Source organism: Clostridium transplantifaecale (genome assembly GCF_900626075.1).
GTDB classification, from domain to species: Bacteria; Bacillota; Clostridia; order Lachnospirales; family Lachnospiraceae; genus Otoolea; species Otoolea transplantifaecalis.
The window spans coordinates 1-18,396 of the sequence record NZ_UYZY01000006.1 but is presented as its reverse complement, the minus strand read 5'-3'; the positions used below and the strand labels follow the sequence as shown (position 1 = coordinate 18,396).

Below are 18,396 nucleotides of genomic sequence, written 5' to 3'. Positions count from 1 at the left end.
ATGAGAAGAGGAAAATAAACTTAAGATAATACGGATGGGAGAAGGGGAGGAAGGAAACAAAAAAATAAAGATAAAAAATGAAATAGATAGTTGACAATCCTGGAAAATTATTATATAATGATTAACGTTGTTAAGGACAATGTTCTTCAATAAGTGTGTGTAGCTCAGCTGGATAGAGCACTTGGCTACGGACCAAGGTGTCGGGAGTTCGAATCTTCTCACGCACGTCTAAGAAACCTTTGTGAGACAAGGGTTACAAAAAAGGCATCCCATATGGGATGCCTTTTTTGGCTATTGATTAACATTTAACTGACATCCCCTTTTGACAATTTTCTGCCTGTCAAAAGGGAGAGCCAGAATGGCGGAAGCAGTATCGTCACTTCCAAGCGGTAGTGCTATGTGCTCATTGACGGTTATGTAATGACCGCTTATCGAACCTTAATTTGTAAAGCATCTTTGCCGGCTGAAATTACTAATACAAGTTCCTCGTCCGCAGATGCTACAGAGTCAGGGACTTCGAATGCAATCATGCCGCTTTTTGTTGATAAGGGGTTAACGCTTGTGTCATAAAGGCTTTTGCAGTATCCAAGCAGATTTGATGCAGTGAACTCGTATTCTCCCTGATTTAATAATTTAACAGAGATATCATCCCCCATATTAAAGCTGGGTAAAAAGGTTGCAGCGTTTTTTCCATTGTTAGTTGCCGTAATATCGATAGCCATAAATTGGTTTCCGATATGTATTAAAAAGCCATAGGCAATTTAATTATAAGTCATTTCCATACAGCCACTGCTGTTCCGCCCGAGCAAAATCATCAACAGCTCCCATATCCCGCAAATAATCCATATCATTTTGGAGTTCTTTCAACTGGCGCTGGATTTTACGGCGTCTTGCCTGGATGGCCTTGATGCGCTGCAGGTATTTGGCCGATGGAATTCGTTCCGCATCTTCCGGGATGATAAGTTCATGCGCGGCTGACTCGATTGACTGGACGTTTTCTCCCTGAAAATCGTTGTTTTCAATGTGTTTCATCGCGTGTTTGTAGGCGGCCAGCTGTCCGCTGTAGGCCAGCCTGGAATTGATTAATATAGTGTAACTTCCATCTTCATTTTCCACGACCATCTCCTTGCCGCGTTTATGGTGGAAATCAAGTAATACTACATTAACATCCTGTGTCATCGTCGTTTCCACGTTCCTTTCTTTTCAGTGCAAGGGCCATACTGTGTAAAGCCATTAAATCTTCGGGATCTGCATCTCTTGCAGCGTCAAACAGCATCTTTAGTTCCCTGTTCTCAAAAATTTCCTGTGCCGCTTTTGCTGTCTCCTCGTTCAGATAATAGCCGGCCTTCTGCTCATCATCCGTTCCGTTTAACAGGTGGTCAACCGAAACACCAAGCAAATCCGCGATCTGACGGATTTTATCTGTGCTTGGTTTATTTTTATTGAACTTATTAATTGAACTTCTGGCAAAGCCTAATTCCTTTTCCAGTCTGTTAATCGAATAACCCTTCTCCTTTGCAATATCTCTTATCTGTTCATAAAGTCCCATATCTACACCTCAATATTTTGCGCAATTAAGACTTGACATACGTAAAATCTTGAGTATAATTAAAGTATGAGTTACGCAAGATTTTGCGGATATCGTTATCATATTGTAGATTTATTTGTATTTATATAATTGATTTTAGAATATTTAACGTAAAAAGTCAATCAAATAATCAATATTTTGCGTAGTTTATAGAATGCAGGAGGTGGAAAAGATGGGCAGACATTGTTATGCAGGAACGGAGGTAATTCGTTTAAGCCGAAGGAACCGTCAGATGGGAAGACAGGTTGAACGGATGAAATCCATGATGGTCTGGACTGCGTACGCGTGGATCATCGCTGCAGGCGTTTTGCTTCGGGCAGCGGGAGGTATGTGACAGGAGGCGGAATTATGGTGAAGAAAGCTTCGGAATTAAAAGGCGGAGATGTAATCCGTTTTGAGTATGCCGATTATGGGAACTGGCTCACCTGTAATGTTATTGCCATGGAAAATAAAGGAGCTTCCATTTATGTAAAGGGAAGCCGGATGGGAAAAGCATATGATTTCGTTTTTTCTCAAAGGGAAGAAGTGCAGGTTCTGGGACGCGGCACTGCCTGAGGATGAAAAAGGGGGGAGCCGGCCAGGATTTCTCCCGCCGGCTTGAGTATGAAAAAGCTTATGTTACAGGTTGCTGTCCTGTTAGATATTACTATACAGGTTATTTGTGATGAAAGTTTGACCGGGAGATAAAGGATTTCTAAAAAGGATAAAAAAATTCTTACGGAAATAATGGTACATTGACAATTGAATATTTTACCGGCCGGCAACGGAAAATTTACGGAGCCTGTTTTTGCACAGGTTGTGTGCCGTTTTGAAGAGACGGGACAAAATTATGGACGGAGATAAGTTTAAGGGAGGCGAAGCGATTGGACAGAATATGCAAAAGGAACCTGAAACTGAGTGACTACAATATATCTCAGGCTAAGTATAATGAGTTAAAGTATTTTTGCATGCAGTACGATGAAAAACGCAGGGAGCTACATAACGGCTTTGGACTCAGGGCGGTTGTCTATGACGGAATGCCGAAAGGTAATTCGCCGGGAAACCCGACGGAGCGGATTGCAATCCGAAGAACGATGCTGCAAAGCGATTTGGAACTAATTGAACAGACAGCTATGGAGGCGGACAGAAGCATCTATAAATGGCTGATGAAAAATATAACGGACGGCATTCCTTATGAATGCCTGGATGTGCCGAAGGCAAGAAAACAGTTCTATGAGTCACGCAGGTATTTCTTTTATCTGCTGGCACAAAAAAGATAAAAGCGGATAACTGAGAGGGGGTACTTCCATGATAATATAGTATCATGCAATAAGCGGACAGGAAATCTGCCTGTTGTATATGTATCCTCCCTTTTTTGAAGCGGCTGCCGGAGTGAAATAATCCGGCGGCCGTTTCAGCTTCACGGCGGTTCTGTGAGCGGAGTGTGTGGCTGGAGCTCTTTTAGGGACAGGCACGGTGGAGAGGGGGGAGATGCAGGTATGGACAGATGGTAAGTTCGGTATTGTAAAATTCAGGCTTGGCTAAAGGAGGTGAATCATGCTCAATGAGATTTTGAATGCGGTTACCGGGCGGCTGAATGAACTGTTCGGGGAAAATTATACAATTTACACAGATAAAGCAGGACAGGAGTTTCAGAAGCCCTGTTTTTTTGTACGGATTTCGGAAACATCGGAACGGCCGATGATAGGCCGGCGATATTTCCGCAGGACAGGAATCGCAATTCAGTATTTTTCGATTGAAAAGTCCAGTAGGGAAGAAAATCAGGTATTGGATATTTTAATGGAAGGCATGGAGAGTGTTGCTTTGGAAAATGGGCGGCAGTTGTCCGGGACGAATCGGAAAAGCGGAGCAGAGGAGGGAATTTTAACCTTCTATGTCAACTATGATCAATTCATTGTGAAGGAAAAAGCAGAAACACCGATGGAGGAGTTGGAGATGAAAGGAGGAATTGTGTGAGAACAGGTAAGGGTAAGGAGACTGCCGTGGAATCTGAGCAGGCGGTATTTACAAAAAAACAGCTTTTAGCATCATCCAGATATAAAGGAAAGGGTGATTTGCTGGAGGCTCTTCTGGAAGACGGAAAAAAGTACAGTTTCCGGGAAACAGATGAAACAATTGATGATTATATGAAAGGAAAGGTGAATTAAATGTTAGGAGGCGGAAGTTTTACATCCCAGAACCAGACACTTCCGGGAGCTTATATTAATTTTATAAGCGCGGCCCGGGCTAATGCAGTCTTATCGGAGAGAGGTATTGTGACCGTACCCATGATTCTTGACTGGGGTCCGGAAAAAACGGTATTTGAGGTAACGAACGGAGAGTTTCAGACGAATGGGCAGAAGTTATTCGGTTATTCTTATGATGCACCTCAGATGCTCAATCTGCGGGAACTGTTTGCCAACGCGACAAAAGGGATCTTCTATCGTCTGAACAGCGGCGTTAAAGCGGCCAATGACTTTGCGACTGCCAAATATGGCGGGGTAAGAGGCAATGATGTAAGGATTGTAATCGCCGTTAATGTGGAGGATGAACAGAAGTACGATGTAACGACCATGCTTGATGGAAGCGAAGTGGATCGTCAGACGGTAACAAAGGCAGCCGATCTTGCGGGGAATGACTATGTTGATTTTAAACAGGATGCAACTCTTGCAGCGACGGCCGGAACTCCCCTTACAGGAGGGACAAATGGAGAGGTTCCGACGGGCTCCGATCATTCAGCCTACCTGGCGGCGATCGAACCGTACACAGTGCATATTTTATGCTGCCCCGTGACCGACGAGCCCACGAAAAATCTCTATATAGCATTTACAAAGCGAATGCGCGAGAATGCAGGAGTAAAATTCCAGACGGTTGTTTTCCAGAAAAGTGATGCGGACTACGAAGGCGTCATTTCTGTTGAAAACACGGCAAAAGAGCTGGATCAGGGACTTGTCTACTGGACGGCAGGAGCAGAGGCCGCATGCGCGGTGAATAAGACCAATGAAAACAGGGTGTATAACGGAGAATATACGGTTAATACGTCATATACACAGACACAGCTTGCGGACGGAATCAAATCCGGAAAATTCATGTTCCATAAGGCAGGAGACCAGGTGCGCGTTCTGATGGATATCAATACGCTGACCTCGGTCACTGCCGACAAGAATGAGGAATTTGCCAGCAACCAGACAATCAGGGTGCTGGACCAGATAGGAAATGATATTGCATCCATGTTCAATACTAAATATCTGGGAACGATTCCGAATGATGATGCAGGGCGTATCAGCCTCTGGAATGATATTGTGACATATAATCAGAAACTGGCGAAAATCAGGGCGATTGAAGAGATTAATGCAGAGCAGATTACGGTGGCAAAAGGGGACAGCAAACGTGCTGTCATCGTGACTAATCCGGTTACTCCGATTAACTGTATGAGCCAGTTGTACATGACTGTGATAATTGATTAAGAAGGGAGCAAATTTTATGCAGACTATGAATGCGTGGGATGCGGTCAGTGCATCCAAGGCGGAGTGTTTTGTTACGATCGAAGGAAACCGTTACAACTTTATGCAGGCTATCAATCTGGAGGCCAAAATTGAGAAGACAAAGACAGAGGTGCCGATTCTGGGCAGGTCAATGAAAGGAAACAAGACGGTAGGACTCAAAGGCACCGGTTCGGCCACCTTCCATTTTAACACCAGTATCTTCCGGAAAATTCTGTATGATTTCCAGAAGAGCGGCAAAGACATCTATTTTGATATCCAGGTCACCAATGAGGATCCGGCTTCCAATGTCGGAAGGCAGACTGTGATTCTGAAAGACTGCAACCTGGACGGAGGAACGATTGCCAAATTTGATGCGGATGCGGAGTATCTGGAGGACGAATTTGACTTTACCTTTGAAAGCTGGGAAATGCCGGAGACATTCGGCAGCCTTGAGGGAATGATTTAGAGAAAGAGAGGATCAGGATTTATGAGTAGTTTAAGTTGTTTTCTGTCACAGAATGCAGTGCCAGTGGAAAATAAAAAGTTTGTGGTATCAAAAAGATTTATTGGGGCGGATAAGAAACCGGTTGAATGGGAGATTTGTCCGATTTCATCCTCCGAGGATGAGCTGCTCAGAAAAGAATGCACAAAGCGGGTTCCGGTTCCGGGAAAAAGAGGGCAGTATACACAGGAAACAGACTATAATCTTTATCTCGGAAAACTTGCGTCCCGTTCTACGGTTTTTCCGAATCTGAATGATAAAGAACTGCAGGATTCTTATCATGCTATGGGGGCGGACGCCCTGCTAAAAACGATGCTTACGGCGGGAGAATATGCCGGCTATCTGGAGAAGATCCAGCAGGTAAACGGATTTGATGTGCCGATGGACGACATTGTTGAAGAAGCAAAAAACTGATAGAGGGAGACGATACCGAGGCCAATATCGCCTATTATTGTCTCCATAAACTGCACAAATGGCCTCATGAGTTTCTGGAATTAGAACGGTATGAAAAGGCCTTTGTAATAGCTGCCGTTGAGCTGAAGCTTCAAAATGATAAAAAGGAAGCAAAGAAGGCGAACGCTATGAGGAGGAGATAGATTATTGTTTTAATAAGTTGGACAGCCCCCGGGATGATTGTCCTGTTTAGAAGGAGCAATCATAAGATCTGCTGATGCTTCTGCCAACTTTCGTTTAAATACATTTGAACGATTGATACCCATGAGTCCGGTAATAAAAAGCAGTAATACAGGAAATATAATCGGGACGTCTCTTCTCAGGGACGTTCCATCTGATAAGTAACATAAAAAATTTACAGGAAAGGAGGAAGAGGAAATTGGCAACAGTTGAAGCAGCAATACAACAGTATGCGGGGATGCCTGCGACCTTCAATACAATCACCGGGGATATGCGCGCAGTGATCAGCTCGTTCAAAGCATTGCAGATTGTTTCATCCGACGGTTTGAATATTACGGCTATCCAGGCGGGAAAGGCGGAACTTGTCAGCACGGGAACAGAAGTAAAAAGGATCGGCCAGTCAATCGATACCGCTTCAAAACAGATGGAAACCTTTGACGATAAAATCAGCCAGGGGAAGAGTGAAGCGGTTTCCCTTGGATCAAAGTTCAAGGATATAATGAAAAATTTTGACGGCAAGAAGGCGGTTAAGATGGGCGTTGATTTTGTTAGCGACGCATTATCCCTGCAGAGCGTCCAGCAGCAGGCGGAAACAAAACTTGGAACAGTAATGCAGCAGCGTATGGGAGCGTCGCCGGAGGATATCCAGTCAATAAAAAATATGGCCTCCGCACAGCAGCAGCTTGGCGTAATCGGAGATGAAGTACAGCTTTCCGGTGCACAGCAGTTAGCTACATACCTGGGGTCCGCGGATGCTCTGGGCACTTTGCTACCCGCGATGAATAACCTTGCGGTAAGTCAAAACGGAGTCGGCGTCAGCAGTAATGACATGATTAATGTCGGAAGCAAAATGGGGCAGGCCATGCAGGGGCAGACGAGTGTCTTAACCGAAATGGGGATCGGATTTTCAGAGGCCCAGGCTCAGATGTTACAGTGTGGCAATGAGCAGGAGCGTGCCGCCACGCTGGCACAGATTATTACGGATAATATAGGAAACATGAATGCCGTCATGGCCGGAACACCTCAGGGACAGATTCAGCAAATGAAAAACGCATGGGGAGAGATAAAAGAAATGGTGGGCGCCCAGGTATTTCCGGCGGTGCAGGGATTTTTTGATGTACTTAGATCTCATCTGCCCCAGGCACAGAGCCTGTTCATGGGGCTTGCCGGAGGGATTAGTGTCATTATTGCGGTAATAAGTCTGCTGGCCGATGGATTGGGGACTGTGGTTGAGTTCTTCCAGAGCTACTGGACCGTATTTGAACCGATTATATGGGGAATTGTGGCGGCACTGGGAGTATATTTGCTGGTCACAGAAGGCGTGAAACTGGCACAGATGGCGGGAGCCGCTATCATGACGGCGTATAAAGCGGCACAGACATTTCTATCAATTGGATTTGGCGTGTTGACAGGCAGTACGACAGCAGCCGGTGCGGCGGTAGCAACTTTTAATTCCGCTCTGCTTGCCAGTCCAATAACGTGGATTATTATAGGGATTATTGCATTGGTTGCAATATTATTTGCGGGGGTGGCGGCATTTAATCACTTTACCGGAGCATCTGTCAGTGCGGCGGGACTTATCGCCGCGGTATTCGGAATGTTGGGAGCTCTTATTTATAATACATTTATTGTGCCTCTTTGGAATAATATTGCAGCATTTATCAATTTTTTCTATAACGTATGGAATGAGCCGATTGCGTCTATAAAACTTTTGTTTTATGATCTGGCTTTAACTGTAATCGGATATGTAGCAAACATGGCACATGCGATAGAAGATGTTATTAATCATATTCCCGGGATTGAAATAGATATTGCCGCTGGACTGGATAATTTTAAAAGCCAGATTGAATCAGCGGCAAAAGACGTAAAAAGTGAATCTGAATGGAAAGAGATTGTAGAAAAGAAGAATTTCCTTGATTATGGGGAAGTTTCCAATGCTGCATATGATAAGGGAGCGCAGTTTAATTTACCTGGTATGGGCCTGTCAGACAGCAGTTTCGATTCCGCATTTGATCCCGGTGTCCAGCCGCCTTTTGGAGGTGACGCCGGGAATCATTATAATTCGGATATGAGTGATATTTCCAATAATACAGGGAATACCGCCGCCAGCACCGCTGCGATGGCTAATACGGTGGATGTAATGGATGAAGACCTGAAATATATGCGGGATGCCGCCGAACAGGAGATCATCAACCGTTTTACACTGGCAGAGCTAAAGCTGGATATTAATAATAACAATACGCTGACCAAGAAGGCAGACTTTGGTGATCTGGCATTTTATATGGAAACCCTTACCGGTAGTTTTCTGTCATCATACGCGGAAGGAGATCACATTTAATGTATGAAGTATATTTAGACGATATGAGGCTCCCTATCACACCGCAGAAGATTCAGATGAAGTACGGAAATCAGAATAAGACGGTAGAACTTATAAATGGCGAAGAATTTAATATAATCCGTCCGCCGGGGCTTTGTGAGATTTCATTGGATGCGGTCATTCCCCAGTCTGATTATCCGTTTGCTGTCTGGGACGGAGCAGGAGATGCAGAAGAGTTTATTGAACACCTGAGGGAGCTTAAAGAAACCCGGTCGGAATTCGAATTTATAGTCATCCGGGAGGGGCCGGGCAGGCAGAACTTCTTTGACACGAACATGGATGTGACGCTTGAGGACTACAAGATTTCGGACGATGCGAAGGAGGGCGTGGATCTGCTGGTTTCGCTGACGCTGAAAGAATATCAACACTACGGAACCAAAATCGTGAACTTCACAATCATGCCGGAACAGACGCCGCAGGCCACAGAGACGGAGGAGGACCGGGCAGCACCGGAGACGCCGAAGACTTATACGGTCCAAAGCGGAGACAGTCTTTGGAAAATTGCAAAAAAGACGTTGGGTGATGGAAACCGCTGGTCTGAAATCTATAATCTGAATACGGACAAAATCAGCAATCCGGATTTAATTTATCCCGGTCAGGTGCTGACACTGCCATAGAAGGAGGGGACAGATGGAAACAGCAATCTATATTCAGAACGGCCAGACCGTATATGCTCCTGTGGTGGAAGGTGACATAACCTGGGAAACTGAGCGGAAAGGACAGCCGGGAAAGCTTTCCTTCACGGTGATTGCGGACGATAAATTAAAGATAGAGGAAGGAAATGCCATACGGATGGATGTGGACGGTAAACCGGTGTTCTTCGGTTTTTTATTTGAGCGCTCCGGGAGCAGGGAGAGGGAGGTCAAAATCACTGCCTATGATCAGCTTAGATATCTGAAAAATTCAGATGACTACAGCTACACGAATCTGACGGCAGGAGAGCTGATAGCACAGATCGCAGGCGACTATTATCTGCAGACCGGAGAGCTTCAGGACACCGGATACAGGATAGAATCACGAACGGAAAAAAATAAAACGCTTTTTGACATCATTTTAAACGCACTGGATCTGACCATGCTGGGAACAGGAAAAATGTTTATCCTGTATGATGACGTAGGAAAGCTGACTTTGAAATGCATTGACAATATGAAGCTGAACCTGATGATTTGTGAGAAAACAGCTCAGGATTTTGATTATAAATCCGGTATTGACAGCAGTACCTACAACCAGATCGAACTATACAGGGAAGACGATGAAACAAAAGAACGGGAAGTCCATATGGTCCAGGACATAGAAAATATTAAAAAATGGGGGATTCTGCGGAAATATGAATCTTTCGGGGAAAAGGTAAATGGGCGGCAGAAGGCGGAAGTTTCCCTTTCTCTGTATAACCGGCCGTCCAGAAGCCTCTCAATCAGGGATGCGTTCGGAGATCTCAGTGTGCGGGCCGGCTGTCTGGTTCCTACATTTTTAAGAGTGGGGGATCAGAACCTCCAGAATTATATGTTGGTGGAGTCCGTGAAACACAAATTCAGCCAGGGATTTCATTCGATGGATTTAACACTGAAAGGAGCTGCTTTTAATGGCTGATACGGTATGGATTGATAACATGAGGCAGATTATGATGAAGGCGGTGGATGCCGGAGAACCCTGTGATATCCTCCAGGGCGAGGTGGTTTCCGCTGCTCCGCCGGCGGTCCGGCTCAATCAGAAGATAACTTTGTCGGGACCTCAGCTTCTTCTGCCGCAATATTTGACCGATCATACGGTAGAGATGGACATTCCCGGAGTTGGAAGTGTGACGGTGACGGTTAAAGGCGCTTTGAAGACGGGAGACGTGGTTTTTATGCTTCAGAAAAGGGGCGGCCAGCAATATCTGATTCTGGCGCGCCGATGACGGAAAGGAGGAGGTTATGCTGCCGGATTCGGGAAGTATATTGAAACAGGATTTTATAATAGTGGAACAGCCGTCTAAAACATACCGGTTTCAGGCGGAGAAGATTATGGGATATGCGGATGGGCTGGAGGCCGTTAGGCAGGCAATTTTCTGTATTTTAAATACAGAGCGTTTTGACTATCTGATTTACAGTTGGAATTACGGGATTGAGCTGAAGGGACTATTTGGCAAGCCGATGGAACTCGTTAAGTCAAAATTGAAAAAGAGAATCAGGGAGGCATTAATGCAGGATGACAGAATCCGGGGTGTGGATGCTTTTTCCTTTGAAACCAGCGGCCGGAAATTGTCGGCCACTTTCCAGGTACACACAAAGTATGGTGATGTTGCGGCGGCAAAGGAGGTGAAAGTTTGATGTTTGAGGACACAACTTATGAAAAAATATTGAAACGCATGCTGGACAGGATACCTGAGTCCTTTGATAAACGCGAAGGTTCGATCTTGTATGATGCGCTGGCGCCGTCCGCAGCGGAGATGCAGATTCTTTACATCAGCCTGGATAATGTGCTGCGGGAAGCGTTTGGAGACACGGCCGACCGGGAATTTCTTGTAAAGCGTGCCGCGGAATACGGCATGATTCCGAACAAAGCCCAGGCGGCCGAGTGGCGGGGCGTATTTTCTCCGGATGGAATCGAAGTGGAAACAGGAGAGCGGTTCAGCCGCGGAAAAATGAATTTCCGGGTAATCGAGAAAATGGACGACGGGGGATACCGTCTTGTATGCGAGAGCGCCGGGGCAGCAGGCAATGACAGCACCGGCGCCATGATTCCGATCAATTATGTCGCAGGACTGGAACGGGCGCAGCTTACGGAACTTCTTATTCCGGGAACGGATGAGGAGGATACGGAGGATTTCAGAAGCAGGTATCTGGCGGCGGTCCGTAAACCGTCCGCCAGCGGTAACAGGTATGACTATTACAACTGGGCTATGGAGTGCAGCGGAGTGGGGGCCGCAAAGATTTTTCCCCTCTCAGACGGACCGGGAACCGTAAAGGTCGTGATTGCTAATGAGGAGCGAAAGGGAGCTGCCCCGGCGCTTATAAACTCTGTAAAGGAACATATTGAGGAACTTAGGCCGATTGGCGCCACGGTTACCGTGGCTTCGGCATCGGAAAAAGAAATACATGTGACGGCGGGAATTCGCCTGAAGAACGGCCTGTACCTGGGTTCGGTCCAGGATGATTTAAGCAGGAGACTGAGAGAATATCTGGGGAGGAATGCATTAGAAATTTCTTATGTGAGCCTGGCAAAGGTGGGCAGTTTACTGCTGGATGTTGAGGGCGTGGAGGACTTTTCAGATTTAATGCTTAATGGTGAGGCAGGGAACGTATTGCTTCAGAAGGAAGAAATCGCAATAGCAGGAACCATAAGTCTGGAGGTGATGTAGTGGAGGTCAGCCGATTTGAAGAGAAACTCAATAAAATCGATGGGAATAATTATGTAATCGAAGAGAAGGCGCTGTTATGTGAAGGCGTTTATAACGGAGAGCTGAAACATGACAACATAAATCCGGCGACGCTGGCCGTCTTTACAGGCCCCCGGCTAACCGGAGACAGAATCCAGACCTATTCGGTATCAACTCCCAGTCTGACTCCCTGGAAGAGAGTCATTAAGGTTTTTGCCGATGTGCCGGAGGTGTATATCAGTTATGAGACTGACGGAGACACGGTGGAAGCAGAAGATATAAACCGGCTGCAGGGAGCCGTGTCAAAAACACAGACCGCGGTTAATTCGGAGACGGAACGGGCGGGCAGGGCTGAGGAAAAGTTGAAAGAGGAGCTTGACGCTGAGGCAGAACGGGCTAAGGATTCCGAAGCAGAGACAGCCGGGCGGCTGTTAGAAGAAAGCGGCCGTGCACGGCTGGCGGAACGGGAACTTAGAGACGGCCTGGATACGGAAATAAAGCGGGCCGGTGGTGAGGAAGAGGATTTAAAAAAGAAACTTCTTGCAGAGACAGAGAGGGCAGAAAACGCAGAACAGGTATTAAGAACCGGGCTTGCAGAAGAAACTGCCAGGGCCGAGGCGGCAGAGTCAGACAATGCGGCTAATCTGGCAGCAGAATTAAAACGCTCTGAATCGGCGGAGAAAAAGCTGGCCGATGATCTGGAAGCGGAGATTTTGCGGGCATCGGGGGAGGAAGCAAAACTGCAGACCGGGATTCAGAATGAGATATCGCGGGCAGGAGCTGCGGAAGCTGCAATCAGGGATGCCATCTCATCCAAAGAGCCGAACTGGAACGACAAATATACCCGTAACGAGGTAGACAATAAGTTTGCAGCTCTGGAAACTGCGATTGACTGGAAAGAGGCGGTTGATACTTATGCGGCTCTGAAAGCCGTATATCCTGCGCCGGAAGACGGATGGACGGTCAATGTAAAGGATACCGACTATACATACCGCTGGAGCGGAACTGAATGGATCGCAATATCGGCAAATGCAATTCCAAAGGCAACGCAGAATGTGGACGGTCTGTTGAGCAGGGAAGATAAATCCGCCTATGATGAGGCTTATGGTAAACGGCATGTCCACACGAATCAATCCGCCCTGGACAGCCTGACGGATTCCCTGATGGCCAATTGGACGGATGCCTACGGTAAGCGCCATGAACATGCGAATAAGGCAGTGCTCGATAAGGTCACCCAGACACTGACAGACAACTGGAATGCCGCATTTACCCATACCGGTAGTAAAAGCAATCCGCACGGTGTAACGAAGGCGCAGGCAGGTCTTGGAAATGTGCCGAACGTTGCGACAAATGATCAGACGCCGACTTTTACACAGGGAACTGCGCTGGAAAATATTACGAGCGGGGAGAAGTTAACCGCAATGTTAGGGAAAATTTCAAAGGCCGTTTCTGATCTAATTACTCATAAAGCGGATTCTGTTTCCCACGTTACAGCTGCAGAGCGGACCATATGGAATGATGCGGATAATAAGAAACATACTCACGGCAACAAGGGAGTGATAGATAAGTTAACACAGGCCATGCTGGATAAACTGGCGGGAATTGCCCCGGGAGCCGATGTAAACGTACAGGCAGACTGGAATACAACCGATACGTCTTCGGATGCCTATATTAAGAACAAACCGGTATCCATGCCTGCGTCGGATGTGCCTGCATGGGCGAAAGCGGCGTTAAAGCCTGCATACGGCTGGAGCGAAATTACCGGAAAGCCGGGCAGCTACCCTCCTTCTTCACATACTCATACGAAGAGCCAGGTGACGGACATGCCGACAAAACTGTCCCAGTTTACGAATGATTCAGGCTTTTTAACATCGGCGGATATCGACACCAGCAAGAACCATACGCATGCGAATAAAACGGTACTGGATAAGGTTACGCAGGCGCTTTTCGATAACTGGAATACCGCGTTTACCCATAGCGGAAACAAAAGCAATCCGCACGGCGTAACGGCGTCGCAGGTAGGGGCAGCCGCTTCCTCACATACCCATCCTAAAAATCAAATTACAGACTTTCCATCCTCCATGCCCGCGTCCGATGTTCCGGCCTGGGCGAAAGCAGCGTCTAAGCCGTCTTACGGATGGACGGAAATATCGGGAAAACCCGGTGCATTTACTCCGGCAGCCCACAGCCACACGAGTCTGGAGGCGACAAATATTACGGGACAGACGGTGGATGTAAACAGCTATAACTTATCGTCAGGAAGTCCTCAAATACAGTTCTACTCCGAGAAAACGAGCGGCGGAGCGGCCAATATTACGAACATCCCTGTCGCCGGACAGCCGTTTTTACTAAAGGCGGAGAGCCTCAGATGGGCATCCGAAACGGATTATGTTACAAAGCAGACATTTTTTTCAGCCTCGGCAAAAGCTGTTTATGAACGCTACTGTTCAAACGGAATCTGGTCTGCCTGGCTGCCGGTCGGTCGTTTTAATGCGGCGCCAGTTTCTGGACGCGTTCTTGTTTCAGACGGGACAGCCGGAGGAATCAAGTCATCCGCATATACGATTGCCGCATCAGTGCCGTCGGGAGCCAAGTTTACCGACACCGTATACGCGCATCCAAACAGCGGAGCTGCCGCCGGAACCTACCGGAGCGTAACCGTAAACGCCCAGGGACATGTGACGGCCGGAATGAATCCCACAACGCTGGCCGGATACGGAATTACAGACGCGGCTCCGAAGAGCCACAATCATGACGGCGCCTACATGCCGATGGGACCGTTTTCCTGGGCACAGATGCATGGCGCTTACACCTGGAACCAGCTTAAGGGGGTGTAACTATGTATGGAGTTGAAAAATACGGTAAGTTAAAGTATGCCCTGGAAGAATTAGAGCCGGAAATACAGGAGGAATATTTTACAGACTTGTCGCTTTATGTTCCGCCCTTTATTTCCTCAATAAGAGAAATGAAAGAAATATACCAGACCCAAGGCAGGGAGATAGGGCTGCTTCGGTACTATCTGTACGACCTGCTGGCTCAGTGCTTTGTTTCTACTTCTTCCTGGGGAATTACGAGGTGGGAGGAACTGCTGGGAATTACGACTAATTTAAAGTTATCTTATGAACAGCGGCGTGAAATTGTCCTGGCTAAAATAAGGGGACAGGGAACGACAACAAAACAGATGCTCAAAAACACCGCAGAGTCATTCAGCGGGGGCGAAGTCGATGTGGTGGAGGAGAATGAGAACCACCGTTTTATTGTCCGCTTTATAGGCATTAAAGGAATACCCAGGAATATGCAGGCGTTTGTCGCCATGCTGGAAGATATTAAGCCTGCACACCTGGAATACAGGTTTGAATACACCTATACGACATGGAACAGTTTAAAAATCTTCACCTGGAATGAACTGCTGACGAAAACCTGGGATGAAATCAGGATTATGCGCGAAGTGGAGTATGAGAACGATGATTGGAAGAGCCTGGGGCTTTATACCTGGGATATGATTTACTGGAAAACATGGGAAGAAATTAAATAGGAGGTAATTTATGCAGTATACAACAAATTATAATTTGAAAAAACCGGAAGGTTCCGATCCGGTAAATATTCAGGACTTTAATGATAATGCAGACAGCCTGGATACAGAACTGAAGAAAAGAGTGGCGGTATCGGGCGGTGATATCTCAAATACAAAAATTGCAACAGCAGACAATATCACAACAGAATTCCCCGTCCCATCCGCCGGAGATACGCCAAAAGCATTCCTCGGTAAGATGAAGAAGTTCGCGGAAGATTTTAAAAATTTGAAAACTGGGCTTTTAACCGTCGGAATGTTGGTAAATAACTGTACTACGAACAATGCAAATCTGCCGTTGAGCGCGGCGCAGGGGAAGGTTTTGATGGATTTGTATACTCAGTTAAATGGCGATAAGCTGGCCGGAACCATAACCGGAGGAATAAAATTCACAGTCGAACGTCTTGAAGAACGTTTCGTTATCACTGTGTCAGATGCGTCATCGAAAGGATATAGACTTGACGCAACAGCTACCAGTTTAAAGTTTGACAGAGTAAACTCAACGAACATAACAAATATCTGGACTGTGACCCCATAAAATGGCGATCTAAAGCATCCCGCCAAAGCCACAGATATCAAAGTTTTTGCAGACTCTTGCCGGCTAGGGGTGACATGCTTTTTAACAGGTGCTGATACAAGCGTCATATCTGGTATGGGATCCCCTTATACGGTTGGCCTTGTACTAAAAAGGGCTGAAGACTCGGCCGCTGTTATGATGTTTGCGTACTCGATAAAAGAGACGTATTGCCTTTTTAAAAACACCAGCTGGGACACTGCAGTGACAAAACTATAGCACTACAAAATGGCGAAAGTTCAGCGAAAATCAGTAACAGTATGCTGTCGGCTGATATGCTCTTTTGTAAAGAAGGTAGCGTTGTGTATCTTATTTATTCCACAGATATAACCCCCACTGCACTGAATACAGAACTTACATTGGGCAATCTACCGGCTGGATTTCGTCCCAGAAGTACGATCAGGGCACACTGTCCAATTACTGGTAGTGTCAATCAGTTAGTCATAAATACGAACGGCACCGTAAGTGCATATTGTGTGTCATCCAACCTTCAGTCGTTCCGTTATTGCTTGGCCTTTTTGGCACAGTAAAAGGCTACTATTCAGGGCAGGGTTAGGCCCCAAAATCACAATTTAATGAAGTAAATCTTACGAAAAGTAGGGTGAAATGACCTCTTTTTTGGTATTGTAGAAATACCAGGAAGGAGGTTTTTAAGTGTTAGAAGAAATGTTGATGAATGTTGTCCAGGCAATGAGTAATTGTCTGGATGAGGAACAACTGGACAAGCTGCAAAATGTGCTCTACATCCAGTTCCATGATAAAAAAATTGTGGAAGAAAAAAATGAGCTGCAGGCGACCGGCACAGATAGCGATACTGCTAAAATCAGGCTGTTTGTTGCCAGTAAAAAAGTATCTGGCCGACAGAATAATACGCTGGCCCAGTACGTAAGGGAAATAAGCAACTGCCGAAACGCCTTGAATAAAAACATCGAAGACATTACAACGATGGATTTACGGTGGTACTTTGGTATGTTGCGGGAACATAATAACATCAGTATGGTGACACTGCAGGGGAGGATGAGGTATCTTAACAGTTTCTGGACATTTTTGCAAAAAGAAAACATGGTGGCCGAGAATCCAATCGCAAGAATAGAGTCATTACGCATTGAAAGCACTATAAAACAAGCCTTTTCAGCAAAGGAGATAGAGTCATTGAGGCTGTCCTGTACCCGTAGTCGGGATAGGGCATTGATAGAGTTTTTGTATGCAACAGGTGTCAGGGTGAGTGAACTGTGCAGCTTGAAGGTGGGGGATATTGATTTATACAAACAGGAATTTAAGGTCATGGGTAAGGGAAGAAAAGAAAGACATTTGTATGTGTCGGATGTGGCGTGTTTTCACCTCTTCCGATATTTTAAAGATCGCATGCAAAGAGAGGGGCTGACAGCAGAAGAATTGGCAGAAAGACCGTTATTTGCCGCAGTGAAAAAACCTTTTACAGGCATAACGGTAGCCGGTGTGCAGTACCTGGTCAAAACTTTGGGAAAAAGGGCTGGTGTCGGGAATGTGCATCCACACCGGTTCCGACGGACGTTTGCCACAGACCTTTTAAATCGGGGAATGCGGATTGAAGAGGTCATGGTTTTAATGGGGCATACCAAAATAGAGACAACGTTGATTTACTGCAATATTAAGCAGGACAATGTCCGGGAATCTTATCGGAAATATGCTGCTTAGGCGGTGATGGAAAATGTTTTTTAGTCGGCCGTGAGGGTGGCTTATTTTTTGTACAAAAAAATAGACTGGGTGACATAAAAATATAAGGGTAAAAAAGAGAGGGACTGAAAAAGGGCAAAAATACGTAAGGTTTTGACAATTAAATTGTGATTTTGAAATCTATCAATATGCAAAAAAGCTTGCAAAGATCGAAGCACTAGGAGCGTCATTGGCAAGAATAATGTTATTTCCAACAGCCTGAATGCTTTCCCCATTGTTTTGTGCTGCATAAAAACAATTGACGCAATTTCCATAAGCCGAAAAAGGAAGGTTGTCTAAAATTTTTGTGCCAGCGGTCGCCACGCCATTTCTGACATTAAGAACAATTAGGTGACAATTACCTATCTTTTTAGCTCGGGATTTAAAGTTAACTTCCCAGCCATTAACAAGATAAGGTTCAAGGTCAATCCAGTCGCCATTTTATGGGGTCACAGTCCAGATATTTGTTATGTTCGTTGAGTTTACTCTGTCAAACTTTAAACTGGTAGCTGTTGCGTCAAGTCTATATCCTTTCGATGACGCATCTGACACAGTGATAACGAAACGTTCTTCAAGACGTTCGACTGTGAATTTTATTCCTCCGGTTATGGTTCCGGCCAGCTTATCGCCATTT

Annotated in this window: 22 protein-coding genes and 1 tRNA gene; 19 read left to right on the top strand and 4 right to left on the bottom strand. The window is 46.0% G+C overall.

The genetic code is table 11. From position 1 onward, the window contains the following. The first annotated feature begins 153 nt into the window (after window positions 1-153). Window positions 154-227: transfer RNA gene (locus EJL91_RS19685), tRNA-Arg, on the top strand. A 201-nt stretch (window positions 228-428) separates the two neighbouring features. On the opposite strand, the gene EJL91_RS19680 is transcribed toward EJL91_RS19685, so the two are convergent. The 3 genes from EJL91_RS19680 to EJL91_RS19670 are packed head-to-tail and all read right to left on the bottom strand — an operon-like array spanning window position 429 to window position 1,549. Beyond that, on the bottom strand, window positions 429-722 hold the full coding sequence (locus EJL91_RS19680; RefSeq protein ID WP_125143688.1) for a DUF4352 domain-containing protein: 294 nt from the start codon (window positions 720-722) through the stop codon (window positions 429-431). A gap of 43 nt (window positions 723-765) precedes the next feature. Next, window positions 766-1,191, bottom strand: a complete 426-nt coding sequence (locus tag EJL91_RS19675) for a hypothetical protein (RefSeq protein WP_164516898.1) — start codon at window positions 1,189-1,191, stop codon at window positions 766-768. Further along, window positions 1,163-1,549, bottom strand: coding sequence for a helix-turn-helix domain-containing protein (locus EJL91_RS19670; protein WP_125143686.1), 387 nt, complete (start codon window positions 1,547-1,549; stop codon window positions 1,163-1,165). The genes EJL91_RS19675 and EJL91_RS19670 overlap by 29 nt, the downstream gene beginning before the upstream one ends. Window positions 1,550-1,760: 211 nt before the next feature. On the opposite strand from EJL91_RS19670, the gene EJL91_RS24675 reads away from it, so the two are divergent. From EJL91_RS24675 to EJL91_RS19580, 18 genes are all read left to right on the top strand, one after another. Beyond that, window positions 1,761-1,922 (top strand): hypothetical protein, encoded by a 162-nt coding sequence (locus EJL91_RS24675; protein ID WP_164516897.1) that lies wholly within the window; start codon window positions 1,761-1,763, stop codon window positions 1,920-1,922. Between the two features lie 14 nt (window positions 1,923-1,936). After that, window positions 1,937-2,143, top strand: a complete 207-nt coding sequence (locus EJL91_RS19665) for a hypothetical protein (RefSeq protein WP_125143685.1) — start codon at window positions 1,937-1,939, stop codon at window positions 2,141-2,143. 308 nt (window positions 2,144-2,451) lie between these two features. Then, window positions 2,452-2,847 carry a hypothetical protein gene (locus tag EJL91_RS19660; RefSeq protein WP_125143684.1) on the top strand — a complete coding sequence of 132 codons (396 nt, stop codon included), beginning with the start codon at window positions 2,452-2,454 and terminating at the stop codon, window positions 2,845-2,847. A 277-nt stretch (window positions 2,848-3,124) separates the two neighbouring features. Further along, window positions 3,125-3,544, top strand: coding sequence for a phage tail terminator family protein (locus tag EJL91_RS19655; RefSeq protein ID WP_125143683.1), 420 nt, complete (start codon window positions 3,125-3,127; stop codon window positions 3,542-3,544). Further along, the gene (locus tag EJL91_RS19650; protein WP_125143682.1) at window positions 3,541-3,735 is read left to right on the top strand and encodes a hypothetical protein; all 195 of its coding nucleotides are present in this window, start codon (window positions 3,541-3,543) and stop codon (window positions 3,733-3,735) included. Before EJL91_RS19655 ends, EJL91_RS19650 begins: the two co-directional genes overlap by 4 nt. Further along, window positions 3,736-5,034, top strand: coding sequence for a phage tail sheath family protein (locus EJL91_RS19645; protein WP_125143681.1), 1,299 nt, complete (start codon window positions 3,736-3,738; stop codon window positions 5,032-5,034). It begins immediately after the preceding gene. Window positions 5,035-5,050: 16 nt separating this feature from the next. Beyond that, entirely contained in the window at window positions 5,051-5,518 is a 468-nt protein-coding gene (locus EJL91_RS19640) for a phage tail tube protein (RefSeq protein ID WP_125143680.1), read from the top strand. A gap of 21 nt (window positions 5,519-5,539) precedes the next feature. Further along, a complete protein-coding gene (locus EJL91_RS19635; RefSeq protein WP_125143679.1) occupies window positions 5,540-5,968 on the top strand; it encodes a phage tail assembly chaperone in 429 nt (142 codons plus the stop codon). Between the two features lie 418 nt (window positions 5,969-6,386). Then, window positions 6,387-8,525, top strand: a complete 2,139-nt coding sequence (locus EJL91_RS19625) for a phage tail tape measure protein (RefSeq protein ID WP_125143678.1) — start codon at window positions 6,387-6,389, stop codon at window positions 8,523-8,525. Continuing rightward, window positions 8,525-9,181 carry a LysM peptidoglycan-binding domain-containing protein gene (locus EJL91_RS19620; protein ID WP_125143677.1) on the top strand — a complete coding sequence of 219 codons (657 nt, stop codon included), beginning with the start codon at window positions 8,525-8,527 and terminating at the stop codon, window positions 9,179-9,181. The genes EJL91_RS19625 and EJL91_RS19620 overlap by 1 nt, the downstream gene beginning before the upstream one ends. A 13-nt stretch (window positions 9,182-9,194) precedes the next feature. Continuing rightward, window positions 9,195-10,154 (top strand): XkdQ/YqbQ family protein, encoded by a 960-nt coding sequence (locus EJL91_RS19615; RefSeq protein ID WP_125143676.1) that lies wholly within the window; start codon window positions 9,195-9,197, stop codon window positions 10,152-10,154. Then, window positions 10,147-10,461 (top strand): DUF2577 domain-containing protein, encoded by a 315-nt coding sequence (locus EJL91_RS19610; protein ID WP_125143675.1) that lies wholly within the window; start codon window positions 10,147-10,149, stop codon window positions 10,459-10,461. The genes EJL91_RS19615 and EJL91_RS19610 overlap by 8 nt, the downstream gene beginning before the upstream one ends. A 16-nt stretch (window positions 10,462-10,477) precedes the next feature. Next, window positions 10,478-10,873, top strand: a complete 396-nt coding sequence (locus tag EJL91_RS19605; protein ID WP_125143674.1) for a DUF2634 domain-containing protein — start codon at window positions 10,478-10,480, stop codon at window positions 10,871-10,873. Beyond that, window positions 10,873-11,904 carry a baseplate J/gp47 family protein gene (locus EJL91_RS19600; protein ID WP_125143673.1) on the top strand — a complete coding sequence of 344 codons (1,032 nt, stop codon included), beginning with the start codon at window positions 10,873-10,875 and terminating at the stop codon, window positions 11,902-11,904. The genes EJL91_RS19605 and EJL91_RS19600 overlap by 1 nt, the downstream gene beginning before the upstream one ends. Beyond that, window positions 11,904-14,759, top strand: a complete 2,856-nt coding sequence (locus EJL91_RS19595; protein ID WP_125143672.1) for a pyocin knob domain-containing protein — start codon at window positions 11,904-11,906, stop codon at window positions 14,757-14,759. Before EJL91_RS19600 ends, EJL91_RS19595 begins: the two co-directional genes overlap by 1 nt. Before the next feature lie 2 nt (window positions 14,760-14,761). Beyond that, entirely contained in the window at window positions 14,762-15,457 is a 696-nt protein-coding gene (locus EJL91_RS19590) for a putative phage tail protein (protein WP_125143671.1), read from the top strand. 10 nt (window positions 15,458-15,467) lie between these two features. Further along, complete coding sequence (locus tag EJL91_RS19585) at window positions 15,468-16,031, top strand: hypothetical protein (RefSeq protein WP_125143670.1); 564 nt, start codon at window positions 15,468-15,470, stop codon at window positions 16,029-16,031. 690 nt (window positions 16,032-16,721) lie between these two features. After that, complete coding sequence (locus tag EJL91_RS19580) at window positions 16,722-17,744, top strand: tyrosine-type recombinase/integrase (RefSeq protein ID WP_125143669.1); 1,023 nt, start codon at window positions 16,722-16,724, stop codon at window positions 17,742-17,744. Window positions 17,745-18,203: 459 nt separating this feature from the next. Here EJL91_RS19580 and EJL91_RS24800 read toward each other — a convergent pair. Continuing rightward, window positions 18,204-18,396 (bottom strand): hypothetical protein (locus EJL91_RS24800; protein WP_206429528.1); only part of this gene is annotated, 193 nt, incomplete at its 5' end.

Bases quoted from the DNA above. Each gene is read 5' to 3' on its own strand.
- EJL91_RS19680 (WP_125143688.1), bottom strand. From the start codon at position 722: ATGGCTATCGATATTACGGCAACTAACAATGGAAAAAACGCTGCAACC.
- EJL91_RS19670 (WP_125143686.1), bottom strand. From the start codon at position 1,549: ATGGGACTTTATGAACAGATAAGAGATATTGCAAAGGAGAAGGGTTAT.
- EJL91_RS24675 (WP_164516897.1), top strand. From the start codon at position 1,761: ATGGGCAGACATTGTTATGCAGGAACGGAGGTAATTCGTTTAAGCCGA.
- EJL91_RS19665 (WP_125143685.1), top strand. From the start codon at position 1,937: ATGGTGAAGAAAGCTTCGGAATTAAAAGGCGGAGATGTAATCCGTTTT.
- EJL91_RS19655 (WP_125143683.1), top strand. From the start codon at position 3,125: ATGCTCAATGAGATTTTGAATGCGGTTACCGGGCGGCTGAATGAACTG.
- EJL91_RS19645 (WP_125143681.1), top strand. From the start codon at position 3,736: ATGTTAGGAGGCGGAAGTTTTACATCCCAGAACCAGACACTTCCGGGA.
- EJL91_RS19640 (WP_125143680.1), top strand. From the start codon at position 5,051: ATGCAGACTATGAATGCGTGGGATGCGGTCAGTGCATCCAAGGCGGAG.
- EJL91_RS19635 (WP_125143679.1), top strand. From the start codon at position 5,540: ATGAGTAGTTTAAGTTGTTTTCTGTCACAGAATGCAGTGCCAGTGGAA.
- EJL91_RS19620 (WP_125143677.1), top strand. From the start codon at position 8,525: ATGTATGAAGTATATTTAGACGATATGAGGCTCCCTATCACACCGCAG.
- EJL91_RS19615 (WP_125143676.1), top strand. From the start codon at position 9,195: ATGGAAACAGCAATCTATATTCAGAACGGCCAGACCGTATATGCTCCT.
- EJL91_RS19610 (WP_125143675.1), top strand. From the start codon at position 10,147: ATGGCTGATACGGTATGGATTGATAACATGAGGCAGATTATGATGAAG.
- EJL91_RS19605 (WP_125143674.1), top strand. From the start codon at position 10,478: ATGCTGCCGGATTCGGGAAGTATATTGAAACAGGATTTTATAATAGTG.
- EJL91_RS19600 (WP_125143673.1), top strand. From the start codon at position 10,873: ATGTTTGAGGACACAACTTATGAAAAAATATTGAAACGCATGCTGGAC.
- EJL91_RS19590 (WP_125143671.1), top strand. From the start codon at position 14,762: ATGTATGGAGTTGAAAAATACGGTAAGTTAAAGTATGCCCTGGAAGAA.
- EJL91_RS19585 (WP_125143670.1), top strand. From the start codon at position 15,468: ATGCAGTATACAACAAATTATAATTTGAAAAAACCGGAAGGTTCCGAT.